Origin of the sequence: Streptomyces sp. RKAG337, assembly GCF_023701715.1 — a bacterium.
Classification (GTDB): domain Bacteria; phylum Actinomycetota; class Actinomycetes; order Streptomycetales; family Streptomycetaceae; genus Actinacidiphila.
In genome coordinates this window covers 4,676,311-4,693,328 of record NZ_JAJOZA010000001.1, presented here as the reverse complement: position 1 = coordinate 4,693,328, position 17,018 = coordinate 4,676,311, and the positions used below count along the sequence as shown (strand labels likewise).

Genomic DNA, 17,018 nt, shown 5'->3' with positions numbered 1-17,018 from the left:
CCGTGCGCACCCTGCGAGGGATCGAGTGGCCGCTGGTCGGCTGGCTCGTCGTCGTCTGGGTGCTGCTGTGGGGCAGCATCACCGCCGCGAACGTCGTCACGGGCCTGGTCGTGGCGGTCGTGCTGTGCCTGGTCTTCCCGCTGCCGCCGCTCAGTTTGGGACTGCGGATTCACCCGGTCGGCCTAGTGCGGTTCGCCGCGCTCTTCCTCGCCGATCTGACCCTCTCGGGGCTGCGGACGGCATGGCAGACCCTGACCCCCGCCCCGCTGCCCTGCGCGGTGCTGGCGGTCCCGCTGCGCTGCTCCGGCGACCTGATGCTGACGGCCACCGCGATCGCCGTCTCGGCGGTGCCGGGCAGCGCCGTGCTGGAGGTCCAGCGGTCCACGGCGACGCTGTTCGTGCACGTCATGGGCTCGGACACCGAGGAGGCCAGGGACGGGGTACGCCGGCTGGAGGAGCTGGTGGTGCGCGCCTTCGGCACCCGCGCCGAGATCGCGGCGCTCGACGAGGGAGGCACATCGTGAAATGGGTCACCGCGGCCGTCCTGGGGCTGCTGATCGCGGCCGGTGTGATGGTCTTCGTCCGGCTGGTGCGCGGGCCCTCGATGCTCGACCGGGCGGTGGCGGTGGACGCGCTGCTGGCCGTCGTGGTCGCCGGCCTGGGCGCGCAGGCGGCGGCCGACCGCACCCCGTACTCGCTCCCGGTCCTGCTGGTGCTGGCCTTCCTCGGCTTCACCGGCTCGGTCGCGATCGCCCGCTTCATCGCCCTCCGGGACGAGGACTCGTCATGACCGCCCCGGACTGGGGTTCCGTGTGCGACTGGGCCGCCGCGGTCTTTTTGCTGCTCGGCGCCGCGCTCTGCTTCGTGGCCGGGGTCGGGCTGCTGCGGCTGCCCGACACCCTCACCCGGATGCACGCGGCGACCAAACCGCAGGTCCTGGGCCTGCTGCTGGTGCTGGTGGGGGTGGCTCTGCGGCTGCGGTCCTGGGTGGACGTGGGCACCCTGGTGCTGATCGGGGCGTTTCAGCTGATGACGGTGCCGGTGGCGGCGCACATGGTGGGGCGGGCCGCGTACCGCACCGGCCAGGTGCGCGGCGACCAGCTGGTCCTCGACGAGCTGGACGATCATCTGACCCGACCCGACCCCGGCTGAGTCCAACCGGTAAGTTCGATATGTGACAAATGCTCGGATCGTCGGAGCACTGCGGTCCCTGGAATCCGCCGTCCTGGCCCGCCAGGGCATGGCGCTGCCCCTGCTGGCCATCGCGGTCGTCTCCGCGGCCGACCTCGCGGCCGGCCGGGACCACTACATCGGGCCCGGAATGGTGGTCGCCCCGGCGCTGGCCGGCATCACGACGACCTGGCGGCGCACCCTGCTCGTCGCCGTCCTCGGCCTCGTCGCGCAGACCGCGCTCGCGCCGTACAACGGGGTCACCCAGGTCCGCGACTGGGTTCTGCTCACCGGCCAGCTCGCCACCTACATCGTGGTCAGCCTGGTCAGCGCCTACATCGCCTGGCGGCGCGAGACCGGGCAGCGGGCCTTCACCGCGATCACCTCGGTGGCCGAGGCCGCCCAGCGCGCCCTGCTGCGGCCCCCCGGCGACCGGGTCGGTGACGTCCGGCTCGCCGTCCGGTACGTCTCGGCGGCGGACGCGGCCCAGATCGGCGGCGACCTGTACTCCGTCCTGGACACCCCGCACGGCGTGCGCGCGCTCATCGGCGACGTCCGCGGCAAGGGCCTGGACGCCGTCCAGACCTCGGCGGTCGTGCTCGGCGCGTTCCGCGAGGCCGCGTACGACGAGGGCGGGCTGACCTGCGTCGCGCAGCGCGTCGAGGCGAGCGTGCAGCGCCATGTCGTCTCCGGCGAGTTCGCCACCGCCCTCTTCGCCGAGTTCGACGGCCCCGGCTCCGTCGAGTTCCTGCACTACGGCCATGTGGCACCGCTGCGCATCACCCCGGACGGAACGGTGACGACGCTGAACCCGCCGGACCCCTGGGTGCCGCTGGGCCTCGGCCGGCTGGTCAAGGGGACGGCCGTGCCCTGGCGGTCACCGCTCGGCGGCGAGGACGTGCTCGTGCTGTGCACGGACGGGGTGATCGAGGCCCGCAGCCCGGTGGACGGCTCCTTCTACCCCCTCGCCGAACGGGTCGGGGCCCTGGTGGCGGGGCTGGCCCAGAACCTGGAGGAGGCCGTCGAGCGCGTCTACGCCGACCTGCTGCGCCACGCGGGCGGCTCTCTCGGCGACGACGTCGTCCTCCTGCTGCTCGCGCCCGCCCGGCCCCCGGCGCGGCCGGTCTGAGGCGGAACCGGGGACACCGCCGGTACGACCCCGCCGCGTGGCTGGAAGCATCGCACTGAGTACCCACTCGATGACGTGTCGTCAAGATGCCCTAGCGGCAAGGCGTTCGCCTGTTCTAGGGTTACTACGTGGCCCTGGACCCCGGCCCCGCTCCAGGCGGAGCCCGGCAGGGCTCCAGTGCCTCCAACTCTGCAGGACGTGGACCGGCGTCATGGCGAAGCTTGCGGCGATCTCGCGACTCCCCCTCTCCGACCCGCGGCGTTCGACTCTCGACGTCTCCTGGACGTTCTCGCTGCACCGCACCCCGGGGAGCGATGAGCTGGCCGCCAGGATGACGTGCGCCGCGCTCGACACCCTGGGGCCGTACGGGCAGGTCAGCGCCCAACTGGCCACCGCGATCGCCCTGGCGTGCGGCTATGTCGTCGACCACGGGTTCGCGCACCGGTACCGCGTGACCCTGGGTGTGGACGGGGCGCGGTGCACGGTCTCGGTGACCGATTACGGCTACGACAAACCGCTCACGGTCCCGCCCGACCCACCGCATTCGTACGCCGCGACCGCCCTGTGCCAGCAGCTCGCCCACCCCACGGAGAACGGGGCGCGGATCGACGGTGTGCAGGTGCACCACGCCACCGACGGAGCGGTCCTGATCCGCTTCCGCGCCCTGCTTCCCGCCTCCGCGGCCGAGGCCGCCGACGACTCCGCCCCAGGGCTCCCCCAGCCTCCCCCGGCCGCGCCGGACCACTCCCGCAGTCCAGGCGCCCGAGGGTGAGGTGCGCCCGGCCGGCGGCTCCGGGGGAGCGGGTCGCCGGCCGGGCGCGAATGACGTGCGGCGGCGGTCAGTCCTGATGTGATCCGGTCAGCGCGGCAAAGACGACCACGTTCGCCGAGTACGCGTGCTTCTCCTGGTCGAACGTGCCACCGCAGGTGATCAGCCGCAGCTCCGGCCGGCTGCCCGCGCCGTAGACCCGGTCCGCGGAGAAGTGGTCCTTGTCGACGACCTCGACGCCTTCGACCGTGAACTCCGCGACGGAGCCGTCCGCCCGCTGGATCTCCACCTCGGCGCCCGGCGTCACCGTGCTCAGCCCGTAGAAGACCGCGGGCCTGGTCTCGGTGTCGACATGGCCGACGAGCAGCGCCGCGCCCGCCGCACCCGGCGCCGGACCGCCGCGGAACCAGCCGGCGACGTCCGGGGTGCTGTACGGCGGCGGATCCACCGCACCGTTCGCCAGGCCCCGTTCGACGATCCCGGCGTGCAGCCCGATCGACGCGATGTCCACCCGCACCGGCTTGGAGTCCGGCAGCGGGAGGTGCGGGGCGTAGACCTGCGGCGGCCGGTCGGCGGAGCCGGCCGCCGGCTGTCCGCCGGGGCCGGCCGGGTCCACCCCGTCGCCGGGGTGGCCCATCAGCCAGGCGGCGAAGAGCACCAGCCCCATCGCCACCGCGGCCCAGGTGCGGCCGCTGACGGACGTGCGTTCCTCGTCGGGCACCGCGGCCTAACCGTGGCGGCGTCGGCGGTACACCGCCACGGCCGCGAGCGATGCCGCTGCCGCGCCGCCGACCGCCAGCACCGAGTCGGTGCCGGGACCGGCCTCGGCCGGGCCGGCCGCCAGCTGCGCGGTTCCACCGCCGCCCGCCGGAACCGGGGCCGTCGGCCAGAGCGGTTCGGGCTTCACGGGGGTGACGGGCGCGACCTGGTTGATGATGACCACGCTGCCCTGGGCGGCGTGGGTGTTGCCGTCGCACTCGACGGAGACGGAGTAGGTGCCCGCCACCGCGTCGGACCGGATGGACGCGTCACTGACGAGTCCGTCCTGGCCGTCGACCGGCGGCGCCAGCGTCACCGGGCTCACGAAGACCTCGGCACTGGCCTTGGCCTTCGCCGACCGGCAGGCGCTCTTCACATGCAGCGTGATGACCGCGCCCGCCCAGGTCTTGCCCGGGGTGACGGTCACCGTCCCCGAGGCCGACGCCGAACTCTCGTTGTCGGCGAATGCCGGGACAGCACCACTGAGCAGGAACAGTACGGCCGCACCGGCAGCAGCCGGTCGTCGGATATCTAGCATCGGGGGAACCTCCGCTCGGCCGGGTACGGCCAGCGGTACCCGGTGCTTCGAACATCCATCCAGGAGGGTTCCGCCGCACCCCGGACGGCGTTTGGTTACGCCATCAGGGGGTGCCGGTCACACACAGTGCGAGCGCTCAGATCTCGTCGACGAGGTCCGCGATCGAGTTCACGACCCGCGACGGCCGGAACGGGTACTTGTCGATGTCGGCCTTGGACGTCAGGCCGGTCAGCACCAGGAAGGTCTCCATGCCGGACTCCAGCCCGGCGAGCACATCGGTGTCCATCCGGTCGCCGATCATCGCGCTGGTCTCGGAGTGCACACCGATCGCGTTCAGCCCGGCCCGCATCATCAGCGGGTTCGGCTTGCCGACGAAGTACGGGTCCTTGCCGGTGGCCTTGGTGATCAGCGCGGCCACCGAGCCGGTGGCGGGCAGCGGGCCCTCGGCCGACGGGCCGGTCTCGTCCGGGTTGGTGCAGATGAAGCGCGCACCGCCGTTGATGAGCCGGATCGCCTTGGTGAGCGCCTCGAAGCTGTAGGTGCGGGTCTCGCCCAGCACCACGTAGTCGGGCTCGACGTCGGTGAGGATGTACCCGACGTCGTGCAGCGCGGTGGTCAGACCGGCCTCGCCGATCGCGTACGCGGTACCGCCGGGGCGCTGGTCGTCGAGGAACTTCGCGGTGGCCAGCGCCGAGGTCCAGATGTTCTCGACCGGAACGTCGAGACCCATCCGCGACAGCCTGGCGTGCAGGTCACGGGCGGTGTAGATGGAGTTGTTCGTCAGCACCAGGAACGGCTTGCCGGACTCCCGCAGCCGTTTGATGAAGGCGTCGGCGCCGGGGATCGGCGTGCCCTCGTGGATCAGCACCCCGTCCATGTCGGTGAGCCAGGATTCGATCGGCTTGCGTGTCGACACGGGCGTGTTCTCCTGATCCTGGTGTGCGGCTGCGTTGCGCTGCCCAGCGTAGCCGGGGCGCACCGCGTACGCCCCGGCCGTCTCATCCGCTGATCAGCTGCCGGTCGCCTTCTTCCAGGCGTCGACGTACGACGTCAGGCCGGTGTTCACGGTGGCCCAGTCGGGCGTGAAGATCTCGACGCCGGACATGATCGCCTTCAGCTTCACCGCGTTCGCGTCCGTCGCCGTCACATCGGTACGGGCCGGGAAGCCGCCGCCGACCGAGGACACCTCCTGCTGCACCTCGGGGGTGAGCAGGAAGTCCAGCAGCTTCTTGCCGTTCTCCGCGTGCGGGGCGTCCTTGACCAGGCCGGCCGCGTACGGGAGGGCGAAGCTGGTGGGCTTGCCGGTCGCGTTCGCGGCGGGGAAGAAGATGCCCTGGTTCGGCATGGACTTCATGTCGGCGTAGTTCATCTGCACATCGCCGTTGGCGACGACCAGCTCGCCCTTGTCGACCTTGGGCGCGAGCGCGCCCGTCGACTTCGACGGTCCGACGTTGTTGGTCTGCAGCTTCTTCAGGTACGCCATCGCCGGCTCCAGGCCGCCGAAGTCGTGGATCGCCTTGATGACGACGGCCGTGCCGTCACCGGCGACGCCCGGCGTGGAGTACTGCAGCTTGCCCTTGTACCGGGCGTCGAGCAGGTCGTCCCAGGTCTTGGGGGCCTGCTTCAGCTCCTTGGTGTTGTAGATGAAGCAGAAGTAGTTGTTGACGACCGAGGTCCACTTGCCGCCGGCGTCCTTGTCGGCGGCGGCGACCTGGTCGGAGCCGGCCGGCCGGTAGGCGTCCAGCAGTCCCTTGCTGTCGGCCTGCTGGATGAACGGCGGCAGGGTGACGACGACGTCGGCCTGGGTGTTGGACTTCTCCCGGGCCAGCCGCTGCACCATCTCGCCGGAGCCGCCCTCGACGTACTTCACCTTGATGCCGGTCTTGGCGGTGAAGTCCTTGAAGGCCTTGTCGTAGAAGCCGGAGCCGTCGTCGGCCTTGAGGCCGTCGGCGCTGTAGACGGTGATCTCCTTGGCGTCGCTCGCGGCCGAGGAACCGCCGCAGGCGGTGAGCGAACCGGCGAGGACCAGGGCGCCGGCGACGGCGGCGAGCGGCTTGAGGCTGTGTGCGGGCATGGCAGATCGATCTCCTTGCTGGGTAAGGGAATTGCCGGGGTGGTGCGGGACGTCAGCGGTAGGCGGCCCTGGTGCGGATCCGGCTCACGCCGAGCAGGACGACGAGCGTCGTCACCATCAGCACCACGGCGAGGGCGGCTCCGGAGAAGAGCGAACCCCGGTCGGTGGCACCGAAGATCTTGACCGGCAGCGGGAGCCAGTCGGGCGGGTAGAGCATCATGGTGGCGCTCAACTCGCCCATGGACAGGGCGAAGCAGAGGCCGGCCGCCGCGGTGAGGGACGGCAGCAGCAGCGGCAGTTTCACCCGCCACAGCACGTACGCGGGGCGGGCGCCCAGGCTCGCGGCGCTCTGCTCGTAGGCGGGGTCGAGCCGGGCGACGGCCGCCGCGACGGACTGGTAGGCGAAGGCCGTGACCAGCACCGTATGGGCCAGGACGACGATGCCGCGGGTGCCGTTGAGCAGCAGCGGCGGCTTCGAGAACGCCACCAGCAGGGACAGCCCGACCACCACCGACGGCACCGCCACCGGCAGCATGAACAGCGCGTCCAGCACCCGGCGGCCCCTACCGCGCAGCGCGTCGGCGGCCAGCGCCGCCCAGCCGCCGACCAGCAGGGCCAGCACGCTCGCGGCGAGCGCGGTGACCAGGCTGGTGGTGAGCGCGTCCAGCGACTCGCCGCGGGTGATGTCCTGGTAGTGGGTGAGCGTCGCGCCGGAGGGGAAGGCCCCGCTCCAGTTCGTCGCGAAGGACGCCAGCGCGATCACCGCGAACGGCAGCGCGAACAGCGGCAGGAACAGGACGAAGAAGACGGCCCACACGGCCCAGCGGCCACTGCGGCTATGCACCAGCACGACGGCCTCCGGCGGCTGTTCGGGCGACGACGACGCGGTACAGCCCGTAGAGGGCGACCGACAGGGCGATGTTCACGACCGCGACGACACAGGCGCCGGTGTAGTCCGACTCCAGGATCGCCTTGCTGTAGACGAGCATCGGCAGCGTGGTGACGTCCTTGGCGCCGGTGAAGAGCACGATGCCGAACTCGTTCAGGCACATCACCAGCACCAGGCTGCCGCCCGCCGCGAGCGACGGCAGCGCCTCCGGCAGGATCACCTGCCGCACGATCCGCGGCGCCTTCGCGCCCAGCGAGGACGCGACCTCGATCTGCGCGGTGTCCACCTGCGAGAAGGCGGCGAGCAGCGGCCGCATGACGAACGGTGTGAAGTACGTGATCTCCGCGAGCAGCACGCCCCACGGCGTGTGCAGGAAGTCGACGGGGCCGCTCGCCGCGCCCGTCACATCCGTCCACAGGCCGTTCGCCATGCCCACGGTGCCGTAGACGAACAGCAGCGCGAGCGTGATCAGGAAGGACGGGAAGGCGAGGAAGATGTCGATGAACCGGCTGAGCGCCTTCCCGCCGGGGAACGGTACGAAGGCGATCACGAGCGCCAGCGCGAAGCCCAGTACCAGGCAGCCCACGGTGGAGCCGACCGCGATCCAGACCGTCGTCCACAGCGCCTCGCGGAAACCCGTCGAGGCGAACACCTCGCGGTAGGCGGACAGATCGTGACCGCCGGCTTCCGGGGTGAACGACTGCTGGACGACCAGAGCGAGCGGGTACAGGAACGCCAGCGCCAGCCCGGCCACGGGCGGCAGCGCCCAGACCCAGCGGGGCACCGCGCGCGGGGTCCGCGCCGGACGGGGCGCGGGCGCCGCCAGCTCCGGGGTCCGCACGGTCCCGGTGCTCATACCCGCTCCAGGAGCGGTCGTCCGGTGCCGACGCCGGCCGGCAGGAGCACCGTGTCCTCGGGGTCGAAGGCGAGCGTCACCGTCGCCCCGACCACCGGCGGCCGCCGCAGGTCGCCGACGTCCGCGCGGATCTCGTGGCCACCGGAGTCGACGAGCAGCCGGTGGGTCGAACCGCGCCACTGCACGCCCGTCACCGTGCCGCGCAGCGAGTTGGCCGCGCCGTCGGCCGCGCCCTCGGCGGCCAGCCGCAGGGCGTGCGGACGGACGCACATCGTGGCCTCGGCACCCTCGACCGCGCCCTTCGGGACCTCGGCGGCGCGCACCACCGCGTCGCCGAAGTGCAGCGCCCCCTCCCCGGCGACCCGGACCGGCAGCAGGTTCGCGCTGCCGACGAACGAGGCGGTGAACTCGGTGCGCGGGCGGCGGTACAGGTCCTGCGGGGTACCGCAGTCCTGCAGCCGCGCCTTGTCCATGACCGCGATGCGGTCGGCGAGGGTGAGCGCCTCGATCTGGTCGTGGGTGACGTACAGGATGGAGACGTCGGGCAGTTCGCGGTGCAGCCGCGCCAGCTCGGCGAGCATGCCCGAGCGCAGCTGCGCGTCCAGCGCGGACAGCGGCTCGTCGAGCAGCAGGACGCCGGGCCTGATGGCCAGCGCGCGGGCGATCGCGACGCGCTGCTGCTGGCCGCCGGAGAGTTCGCGCGGATAGCGCCGGGCGTAGCCGGCCATCCCCGTCATCTCCAGGGCTTCCGCGACCCGGCCGGGTATCCCGGCCCGCGGCGAGCGCTGCGCCCTGAGGCCGAACGCGACGTTCTGGTCGACGCGCAGGTGCGGGAAGAGGGCGTACTGCTGGACGACCATCCCGATGCCGCGCCGGTGCGGCGGCAGATCGGTGACGTCCCGCCCGCCGATCAGCACCCGCCCGCCGGACGGCCGCACGAAGCCGGCGACCGCCCGCAGCGCGGTGGTCTTGCCGGAGCCGGACGGGCCGAGCAGGGCGAGGACCTCGCCCGGCTCGACGGTGAGGTCGAGCGCGTCGAGCACCGTCAGGTCCCCGTACCGGACGCTGACGTGGTCGAAACGAATGCCGCTGCGCACCGCGCGCGACGTCGGGACCGCCTCGGGCCCGCCCGGCTCCGTACTCATCGCTGCTGCCCCGCCCCGGCGGCCGCGGCGAACCCGGCGGCGGCGGTGAACCCGGCGGCGGCGGTGAACCCGGCGATCGTCCGCGGGAGTTCCGCGACGGACGCCAGGACGTGGGTGGCCCCGGCGCCGCGCAGCGCGGCCTCGTCGTGCGCGCCGGTCAGCACGCCGGCGACCACCGAGGCGCCGGAGCGGCGGCCGCAGAGCATGTCGTACGAGGTGTCGCCCGCCACGGCGATCTCCCGTACGTCGTCGGCCGCCCCGGTGCGCAGCAGTGCGGCGAGCACCAGGTCGGGGAACGGGCGCCCGCGTCCGGCGTCGGCCGGGCACAGGGTGAGGTCGGCGATGTCCTGCCAGCCGAGCGCGTCCAGGATCGCGTCCTGGGTGACGCGCGAGAAGCCGGTGGTCAGCACGACCGTGCGGCCCTCTTCGCGCAGCTTCCCGATCGTCTCGGCGGCGCCGGGCAGCGGCGCGCAGCGGCCGCCGTCGACCAGTTCCGCGTAGGCGCTCTCGAACGCCGCGTTGCCGCGCTGGGCGATGTCCTCGTCGCCGAAGAGCGCGCGGAAGACGGTGATCTTCGACTCGCCCATCGTCGCGCGGACGTAGTCGAGCTTCTTCGCGTGGTCGTCGCTGCCGGGCTCCACGCCGAGCCGTTCGGCGGCGCGGGAGAAGGCCTGCTCCACGAGGCCGCCGTCGGCGACCGTGGTCCCGGCCATGTCGAGCACGACCAGTTTGATGCTGCCGTCCGTCATGGAATCCGTCATGGTGTCCGTCCTGTCCGTCATCGCTTCCCTCACCAGCCCAACGCGTCGGCGGTCGTCTCACCGATCGCCGGGGAACAGGTCATGCCGCGCCCGCCGGGCCCGGTGACCAGCCACACTCCGTCCAGTACTTCCTGCCGGTGCACCACCCGCGCGGTGTCCACGCACTGCGCGTACACCCCGGCCCAGCGGCGCCTGATGCGCGGCAGCGGCCGGCCGAGCAGCTGTCCGGCCCGCTCCAGCAGGTGGTCGTACGGGTCCTCGACGACGTCGAAGTTGAACGTCGCGTCGTACTCGTGGGTGTCGCCGATGGTCAGTCCGCCGTCGAGGCGCTGGACCATCAGCAGCTGCATCTTGTGCGCGGCGGCCACCGGCGGCTGCGGCTGTCCGGCGCGCAGCGCGTCGAGCGCGTCGCCCTCGTAGGCCGGGTAGTAGCGGAAGCTGTCGGCGTCGGCGACCGAGGTGGTCAGCCGCTCGCCGAGCGGGTCGGTCTGCGCCATCTGCAACCGCACCCGGCGGACCGGCAGTTCGGGGGCGAGCTCGCGCACCAGCCCGGACAGCCAGGCCCCGGTGGCCAGGACGACGCTGTCTCCCCGGTGCACCTCGCCGTGGTCGTCGCGGACCGTGCCGGGCCCGACCTCGCGGACCTCACGGCCGGGGAGGAACGTGTAGCGGCCGGTCGCCGCCAGGTGCTCGCGCAGCGCGGGCAGCGCGACCCGGGACTCGACGGCGGCGTCCCGCTCGCACAGCAGCGCCCCGGTGATGTCGCCGCGCAGCGCCGGGTTGTGCTCCCTGGCGCCCGCGGCGTCCAGCCACTTGAAGCCGCGCTCGGCGGCGTCGGGGCGGGCGATGACCTCGTCCACGACGGCCCTCTCGGCCGCGGTGCGGACCACGGTGAGCGAGCCGTTGGCGCGGAAGCCGGTACCCGGCACCCGGGCGCCGATGTCCTCCCACAGCTCACGGGCCCGCAGCGCGGTCTCCAGCTCCTCGCCGGCCGACCGGCCGCCGACCCACACCAGGCCGAAGTTGCGTACGGAGGCGCCGCGGGCCTCCCGCTCGCGCTCCAGGTGGACGACCTCATGGCCGCGGTGGACGGCTTGCCAGGCGTGCATCGTGCCGAGCGCACCGGCGCCGACGATCAGGACTCTCATGTGGCCCAAAGGTGCTCGGGCCTTCGGAAGCGTACGTATCTCGTGCATGAACCGATGGTGAACAGCCCAGCAACGCTTGGACTAGACCCGTTACCATTTCGTGATCGAAATCCTCCGCACAGCCTCCCGTCGGCCCGGCTACTCCTTGGACATCTGCGTGGTGAAACTGAACCGGTCGCCGCGGTAGAGCGAGCGCACCCGCTCGATCGGCACGCCCCCGCCGTCCCGGCTCGTCCGGTGCAGCAGCAGCATCGGCAGCGCGGGCGGCGTACCGATCAGCAGCGCCTCGCGGGGCGTAGCGAGCACCGTCTCGATCCGCTCGTCGGCCGCCGCCAGTTCCAGCCCCACCTGGTCGCGCAGATACACGTAGAAGGACGAGTCGGGGGCGAAGTCCCGCTCCAGATAAGGCAGTCGGGCCACCGACAGATAGGTGCTCTCCAGGCCGACCCGTTCCTCGTCGGCGAGCAGCACCCGCTCCATGTGCCAGACCTCGTCACCGGCCGAGATCCGCAACTCGCGGGCCAGCACCGCGTCCGCCGCCAGCCGCTCCAGGGTGATCAGATGGCGGCTCGGGACCCGGCCCTGCCGCCGGACGCCCTCAGTGTAGCTCGCCAGCGACAGCGGCTGCTCCAGCTTCGGGCCGGCCACCACCGTGCCCCGCCCCTTGCGCCGCACCCGGCCCTGGATCAGCAGCTCGCGCAGCGCCTGCCGCACGGTCTCCCGCGCCACCTCGAACGTGGCCGCCAACTCCCGTTCCGTCGGCAGCAGTCCGCCCTCGCCGAGCTCGTCGAGCACGGCCTCCAGCCGGGTCTTCACGGCGTAGTACTTGGGCACCCGGCCGTGCTCGGGAATGCCGGACCGGATCGGGGCATGTGGATCTGTCACGGGATCGATCCTCGCAGAACAGCGGCGGTCCACCTGCCCCTCAGCCGAGTGCGGCGCCGCCGAACACCGAGGCCAGCACGAGCAGCGCCGCGCCGTCGGCCACCACCCGCGTTCCGCCGGGGGCCACCGAGACCGGCACCGTGCGCCCCACGGAACGGGCCGTGCGCTCGGTCAGCACCGCCGCGACCTCCTGCCGGAACAGCGTCTCGTCGGCCAGCACGGTGCGCCCGCCGAGCACCACCCGGTCGATGTCGAGCAGCGAGACGAGATTGGCCGCGCCGACGCCCAGCAGGTACGCGGCGCCCGCCGAGTCACCGCGGTCGACCGCGGCCAGGCACATCGCCTCGATGCAGCCGCGGTTGCCGCAACCGCACACCGGACCGTCCAACTGCACCACCTGGTGCCCGAATTCGCCCGCCCCGGTGCGCTCGCCGCGGAAGACCGCGCCGTCCAGCACCAGCCCGGCGCCCAGCCCGGTGCCCAGATGCAGATACGCGAACGAACCGCCGCCCGCGTCCTGGCCGAGAACGGCGAGCGCCGCCGCGTTGGTGTCCTTGTCGACGACGACCCGCAGTCCGAGCCGCCGCTCCAGGGCGTCGCGCAGCGGGAAGCCGTCCCAGTCCGGGAAGCCGGTGACGCGGTGCAGCACGCCCGAGGCGTGGTCGAGCGGCCCGGGAGCCGCGACGCCGACGCCGAGAATGGCGGGGCCGGCGTCCAGCGCCCGCACCTCGCGCGCCACCGCCTCCAGCACCTCCCCTGCGGGGCGGCCGAGGTCGAGCCGGGACGTACGCGCTTGCACCCGCTCGCCCGACAGGTCGGCGAGGACGACGGTCAGCTCGTCACGGTCCAGGTGCACCCCGGCCGCGTACCGCGCCCGGCGCACCAGCCGCAGCTCGGTCCGCGGCTTGCCGCCGGTCGACGCCTGCCGCCCCGACTCCTCGGCCAGCCCCTCGGCCCGCAGCCGCGCGGTGATCTTGCTGACCGCCTGCGGGGTGAGCCCGGTGCGCTCGGCGAGCTCCAGCCGGCTGATGCCGCCGGTCCCGTGCCGGGTGGCGGCGCGCAGCAGATCGAGCACCAGAGCGGCGTTGTGGTGCCGCAGCGCGGGCAGATTCGCCCCTGAGATTCCCCTGTTCACCCCTCCATTGTCCTCGGTGCTTGCTCTTTGGCAACACTGTTGCGAAAGTGGAGGGCATGAGTAGTCCCGCCACCCCCCTCCGCGTCGGACTGGTCGGCTACGGCCTGGCCGGCTCCGTCTTCCACGCCCCGCTCGTCGCCGCCACCGACGGCCTGGTCCTCGACACCGTCGTCACCTCGAACCCCGAGCGCCGCGAGCAGGCCCGCGCCGAGCACCCCGGCGTCCGGTTCGCCTCCTCCCCCGACGAGCTGTGGACCGGCGACCCCGTCGACCTCGTGGTGCTCGCCTCCCCCAACCGCACCCACGTGCCGCTCGCGACCGCCGCCCTCCAGGCCGGTGTGCCCGTCGTCGTCGACAAGCCGCTCGCCGGCACCGCCGCCGAGGCCTACGAGCTGGCCGCCCTCGCCAAGGACCGCGGCCTGCTGCTCTCCGTCTTCCAGAACCGCCGCTGGGACAACGACTTCCGCACCCTGCGCCACCTCGTGGACAGCGGCGAGCTCGGCACGGTGCAGCGCTTCGAGTCCCGCTTCGAGCGGTGGCGGCCGCGGCCCAAGGGCGGCTGGCGCGAGTCCGGCGACCCCGCCGAGATCGGCGGGCTCCTCTACGACCTCGGCAGCCACCTCGTCGACCAGGCCCTGACGCTCTTCGGCCCGGCCGTCCGCGTCTACGCCGAGTCCGACGTTCGCCGCCCCGGCGCCGAGGTCGACGACGACACGTTCATCGCGATCACCCACGCCGGCGGCGTCCGCTCCCACCTGTGGGCCAGCGCCACCACCGCCCAGCTCGGCCCCCGCTTCCGCGCGCTCGGCAGCACCGCCGGCTACGTCAAGTACGGCCTCGACCCGCAGGAGGCCGCCCTCCGCGACGGCCTGCGGCCCGGCTCCGCCGACCGCGACTGGGGCGTCGAGCCGGAGTCCGACTGGGGCACCCTCGGGGCCGGCGACTCCGTTCGCCCCGTCCCGACCCTGCCCGGCGACTACCCCGCCTACTACGCGGCGGTCGCCGCCGCCCTCCGCGACGGTTCGGCCCCGCCGGTCACCGCCCTGGAAGCGGCCGCGGCCCTCGAAGTCCTGGAGGCGGCCCGGCTCTCCGCCCGCGAGGGGCGCACGGTGGAACTGGAGGCGCGCTCATGAGCACTCCCACGGACCTTGTCGCCGAGCTCGAAGCGCAGGAGCGCGACCTGGTTCTCGCGAGCTTCACGAACGACGACGCCTGGCGGCTGGGGTGCCTGTTGGTCGACCTGGCGCGCGAGCGCGAAGCCCCGGTGACGATCGACATCCGTCGCGGTAGCCAGCAACTCTTCCACTACGCGCTGGAGGGCACCTCCCCGGACAACGACGCCTGGCTCGCCCGCAAGTCCCGCGTCGCGGAGCGCTACGGCGCGTCGTCGTACCTCGTCGGCGCCCGTTTCCGCGCCAAGGGCACCACCTTCGAGGAGTCCTCCCGCCTGGACCCGGACCTTTACGCCGCCCATGGGGGCGCGGTGCCGCTGCGTGTGGCGGGGGTGGGGATCGTTGGGACGGCGGCGGTGTCGGGGTTGCCGCAGTCGGAGGACCACGCGCTGGTGGTGGAGGCGTTGTCGCGCATGGTGCGCGGGTAGCGGTTGCCGGTGCGTTGAGGGTCGGGGGCCGGGCCCTCCGGGGGAGGGGTCCGAAATCGTATATTTACGGGCCTGGCGGCCCACAAATACACGGCAGCATTTCGGACCCCTCCCCCTGCGGCCCCGTCCCCCTCACGTCACCACCGGCTCGCTGGTGCGCGGGTCGCGGGGAACGCCCGGCTGGGAGACGAGGCGGCGGCCGACGCACGTGCATCCGTCTCCCGTCCCCTCATACGCCCGCGGGTGCCGACGCGCGTGCATCCGTGCCGGTATGGGCGGGTGGGTGGGGAAAGCCCGCCGCAGGCGCAACGGCGGGGCGGACGCCGAGGTCACCGCACCCCCGCCGGAGGCGGCGCGCACCGGCCCGCGCGGGCCGACGTACCCGGGCCCCCGCCGGCAGGCGTTACGCGTCCGCCAGGACCTGCCTCTGTCGACCGAGCCCGTCGATCTCGAGCTCCACCACATCCCCCGCCCTCAGATACGGCTTGGGATCCGGCTGGCCCATCGCCACCCCCGCCGGTGTCCCCGTGTTGATCACGTCGCCCGGGTACAGCGCCATGAACTGGCTGAGGTACCGGACGACCTCCGCCACGGGGAAGATCTGGTCCGCGGTGGAACCGGCCTGCTTCGGTTCGCCGTTGACCCAGAGGCGCAGGCCCAGGGCCTGCGGGTCCGGGATTTCGTCGGCGGTGACGAACCAGGGGCCGATGGGGTTGAAGGTCTCGCAGTTCTTGCCCTTGTCCCACTGGCCGCCGCGCTCGATCTGGAACTCGCGCTCCGAGACGTCGTGGGAGAGGGCGTAACCGGCGACCGCGGCCAGCGCCTCCTCGTGGGACGCCGCGTACCGCAGTCGCCGTCCGATGACGATGGCGAGCTCGACCTCCCAGTCGGTCTTCACGCTGCCGCGTGGCACCAGGACGGTGTCGTCGGGCCCGACGACCGTGTCCGGGGCCTTCATGAAGACGATCGGCTCGGCCGGAATCGCCGCGCCGGTCTCCGTCGCGTGGTCGTGGTAGTTGAGACCGATGCAGACGATCTTGCCGATGCGGGCGAGCGGCGGGCCGACGCGCAGGGCGGGGTCCAGCCGGGGCAGGGATCCGTCCGCCGCGGCCGTGGCTATCCGCGCGAGGGCGGCATCGTCGGCGAGGAGTGCGCCGTCGATGTCGGGCACGACGCCGGACAGGTCGCGCAGGATTCCGTCGCCGTCCAGCAGGGCCGGAGCTTCCGCTCCGGCGGGTCCGACACGCAGCAGTTTCACAGACGTACTCCCTGTTGGGCGAGGGTGGTCATCGGATGTCTTGGCAGATCCTCCAATCAGTCGCGGCCGTCCCGCAAGCCCCCTTTCACGAAGTGGACTTCGCGGCATTCAGTGCCACATGTGGGGCACGCTGCAGCCAGGCGCGCTCCGCGGCGCTCCAGGCGGTGGTGGTGGCCAGATACAGCCCGGCCGCCAGCGGGACGAAGGCCGCGGTCAGCAGGGTGCCGAAGGAGAGCAGCGGAAGGATCTTCGCCATTGTCGCGGCACCGGGTGCCGCGGGCGCGGCGGTGGCCGGGGCGGTCGCGGCGGCCTTCCGGGCCCGCAGATACGTCCAGCCCGCGACGGCCGCGATCACCGCGAAGAGCCCGAGGAAGACGACCCCGTGCGGCCCGGCCACCCCGCCGTCGGCGAGTGCGTCGGTCCACCGGCCGCCGAGGGGTGCGCCGAAGAGGGTGTGGTCGAGGAGGTCTCCGCCCGAGGAGGAGAAGACCCGGTACATGAGGAAGAAGACCGGCAGCTGCACGAGCATCGGGACGAAGCCGGCGAACGGGGAGGCGCCCTCCTTCGCGTAGAGGTCGGCGAGTGCCTTCCGGAGCCGCTCCGGGTTCTTCTTGTGCTTGCGGTTCAGTTCGGCCACCCGCGGTGCCAGCGCGGCCCGCGCCTTCTCGCCGCGGGCGGCGGCCCGCGCCAGCGGATGCAGGGCCAGGCGTACGGCGACGGTGATCGCGACGATGGCGGCCGCGGTCGCCGAGGCGCCCAGGAGCGGGCCGAGCAGAGAGGCGACGGACATGACGAAATGAGCGAATACGGACATGGGGTGAGCCCTCCACGGGGTCTCGTCGAGCCGGAAGAAGTCGGCGTGACGAGCCGCGCGGGGCGCAGCGGGAACCGGTGGGTACCGG

20 protein-coding genes are annotated in these 17,018 nt (G+C 72.8%); 7 read left to right on the top strand and 13 right to left on the bottom strand.

All coding sequences use genetic code 11. From position 1 onward, the window contains the following. The first annotated feature begins 2 nt into the window (after positions 1 to 2). The 5 genes from LNW73_RS20895 to LNW73_RS20875 all read left to right on the top strand — a co-directional run bounded on the left by LNW73_RS20895 (position 3) and on the right by LNW73_RS20875 (position 3,071). Positions 3 to 524 carry a Na+/H+ antiporter subunit E gene (locus LNW73_RS20895; RefSeq protein ID WP_250990940.1) on the top strand — a complete coding sequence of 174 codons (522 nt, stop codon included), beginning with the start codon at positions 3 to 5 and terminating at the stop codon, positions 522 to 524. After that, positions 521 to 790: a monovalent cation/H+ antiporter complex subunit F gene (locus LNW73_RS20890; protein WP_250976032.1), complete on the top strand. Its 270-nt coding sequence runs from the start codon at positions 521 to 523 to the stop codon at positions 788 to 790. Before LNW73_RS20895 ends, LNW73_RS20890 begins: the two co-directional genes overlap by 4 nt. Continuing rightward, complete coding sequence (mnhG, locus tag LNW73_RS20885) at positions 787 to 1,152, top strand: monovalent cation/H(+) antiporter subunit G (RefSeq protein ID WP_250990939.1); 366 nt, start codon at positions 787 to 789, stop codon at positions 1,150 to 1,152. Before LNW73_RS20890 ends, mnhG begins: the two co-directional genes overlap by 4 nt. Positions 1,153 to 1,174: 22 nt before the next feature. Next, positions 1,175 to 2,299, top strand: a complete 1,125-nt coding sequence (locus tag LNW73_RS20880; RefSeq protein ID WP_250990938.1) for a PP2C family protein-serine/threonine phosphatase — start codon at positions 1,175 to 1,177, stop codon at positions 2,297 to 2,299. A 211-nt stretch (positions 2,300 to 2,510) separates the two neighbouring features. Then, positions 2,511 to 3,071, top strand: a complete 561-nt coding sequence (locus tag LNW73_RS20875; protein WP_250990937.1) for a hypothetical protein — start codon at positions 2,511 to 2,513, stop codon at positions 3,069 to 3,071. A gap of 67 nt (positions 3,072 to 3,138) precedes the next feature. Here the strand turns inward: LNW73_RS20875 and LNW73_RS20870 are convergent, their stop codons facing one another. The 11 genes from LNW73_RS20870 to LNW73_RS20820 all read right to left on the bottom strand — a co-directional run bounded on the left by LNW73_RS20870 (position 3,139) and on the right by LNW73_RS20820 (position 13,258). Beyond that, positions 3,139 to 3,789: a class F sortase gene (locus LNW73_RS20870; RefSeq protein WP_250990936.1), complete on the bottom strand. Its 651-nt coding sequence runs from the start codon at positions 3,787 to 3,789 to the stop codon at positions 3,139 to 3,141. Between the two features lie 6 nt (positions 3,790 to 3,795). After that, complete coding sequence (locus LNW73_RS20865; RefSeq protein WP_250990935.1) at positions 3,796 to 4,365, bottom strand: hypothetical protein; 570 nt, start codon at positions 4,363 to 4,365, stop codon at positions 3,796 to 3,798. Between the two features lie 136 nt (positions 4,366 to 4,501). After that, complete coding sequence (locus tag LNW73_RS20860) at positions 4,502 to 5,281, bottom strand: HAD-IIA family hydrolase (RefSeq protein WP_138358361.1); 780 nt, start codon at positions 5,279 to 5,281, stop codon at positions 4,502 to 4,504. A 93-nt stretch (positions 5,282 to 5,374) separates the two neighbouring features. Continuing rightward, positions 5,375 to 6,439, bottom strand: a complete 1,065-nt coding sequence (locus LNW73_RS20855) for a 2-aminoethylphosphonate ABC transporter substrate-binding protein (protein ID WP_250976038.1) — start codon at positions 6,437 to 6,439, stop codon at positions 5,375 to 5,377. Between the two features lie 52 nt (positions 6,440 to 6,491). After that, positions 6,492 to 7,289 carry an ABC transporter permease gene (locus LNW73_RS20850; RefSeq protein WP_250990934.1) on the bottom strand — a complete coding sequence of 266 codons (798 nt, stop codon included), beginning with the start codon at positions 7,287 to 7,289 and terminating at the stop codon, positions 6,492 to 6,494. Further along, positions 7,276 to 8,184, bottom strand: coding sequence for a 2-aminoethylphosphonate ABC transporter permease subunit (locus tag LNW73_RS20845; protein WP_250990933.1), 909 nt, complete (start codon positions 8,182 to 8,184; stop codon positions 7,276 to 7,278). Before LNW73_RS20845 ends, LNW73_RS20850 begins: the two co-directional genes overlap by 14 nt. After that, a complete protein-coding gene (locus LNW73_RS20840) occupies positions 8,181 to 9,329 on the bottom strand; it encodes an ABC transporter ATP-binding protein (RefSeq protein WP_250990932.1) in 1,149 nt (382 codons plus the stop codon). Before LNW73_RS20840 ends, LNW73_RS20845 begins: the two co-directional genes overlap by 4 nt. Next, on the bottom strand, positions 9,326 to 10,111 hold the full coding sequence (locus LNW73_RS20835) for a phosphonatase-like hydrolase (RefSeq protein WP_374118145.1): 786 nt from the start codon (positions 10,109 to 10,111) through the stop codon (positions 9,326 to 9,328). The genes LNW73_RS20840 and LNW73_RS20835 overlap by 4 nt, the downstream gene beginning before the upstream one ends. Positions 10,112 to 10,119: 8 nt before the next feature. After that, entirely contained in the window at positions 10,120 to 11,238 is a 1,119-nt protein-coding gene (locus LNW73_RS20830; protein ID WP_250990930.1) for a TIGR03364 family FAD-dependent oxidoreductase, read from the bottom strand. Between the two features lie 138 nt (positions 11,239 to 11,376). Then, positions 11,377 to 12,132 carry a GntR family transcriptional regulator gene (locus LNW73_RS20825; protein ID WP_250992986.1) on the bottom strand — a complete coding sequence of 252 codons (756 nt, stop codon included), beginning with the start codon at positions 12,130 to 12,132 and terminating at the stop codon, positions 11,377 to 11,379. A gap of 31 nt (positions 12,133 to 12,163) precedes the next feature. Next, positions 12,164 to 13,258 carry an ROK family transcriptional regulator gene (locus tag LNW73_RS20820; protein ID WP_250976045.1) on the bottom strand — a complete coding sequence of 365 codons (1,095 nt, stop codon included), beginning with the start codon at positions 13,256 to 13,258 and terminating at the stop codon, positions 12,164 to 12,166. Between the two features lie 56 nt (positions 13,259 to 13,314). On the opposite strand from LNW73_RS20820, the gene LNW73_RS20815 reads away from it, so the two are divergent. Next, positions 13,315 to 14,391: a Gfo/Idh/MocA family protein gene (locus tag LNW73_RS20815; protein WP_250990929.1), complete on the top strand. Its 1,077-nt coding sequence runs from the start codon at positions 13,315 to 13,317 to the stop codon at positions 14,389 to 14,391. After that, complete coding sequence (locus LNW73_RS20810) at positions 14,388 to 14,858, top strand: heme-degrading domain-containing protein (protein WP_250990928.1); 471 nt, start codon at positions 14,388 to 14,390, stop codon at positions 14,856 to 14,858. Before LNW73_RS20815 ends, LNW73_RS20810 begins: the two co-directional genes overlap by 4 nt. A gap of 403 nt (positions 14,859 to 15,261) precedes the next feature. On the opposite strand, the gene LNW73_RS20805 is transcribed toward LNW73_RS20810, so the two are convergent. Further along, positions 15,262 to 16,116: a fumarylacetoacetate hydrolase family protein gene (locus tag LNW73_RS20805; RefSeq protein ID WP_250990927.1), complete on the bottom strand. Its 855-nt coding sequence runs from the start codon at positions 16,114 to 16,116 to the stop codon at positions 15,262 to 15,264. An 85-nt stretch (positions 16,117 to 16,201) separates the two neighbouring features. Beyond that, on the bottom strand, positions 16,202 to 16,930 hold the full coding sequence (locus tag LNW73_RS20800; protein ID WP_250990926.1) for a YidC/Oxa1 family membrane protein insertase: 729 nt from the start codon (positions 16,928 to 16,930) through the stop codon (positions 16,202 to 16,204). Positions 16,931 to 17,018 lie beyond the last annotated feature (88 nt).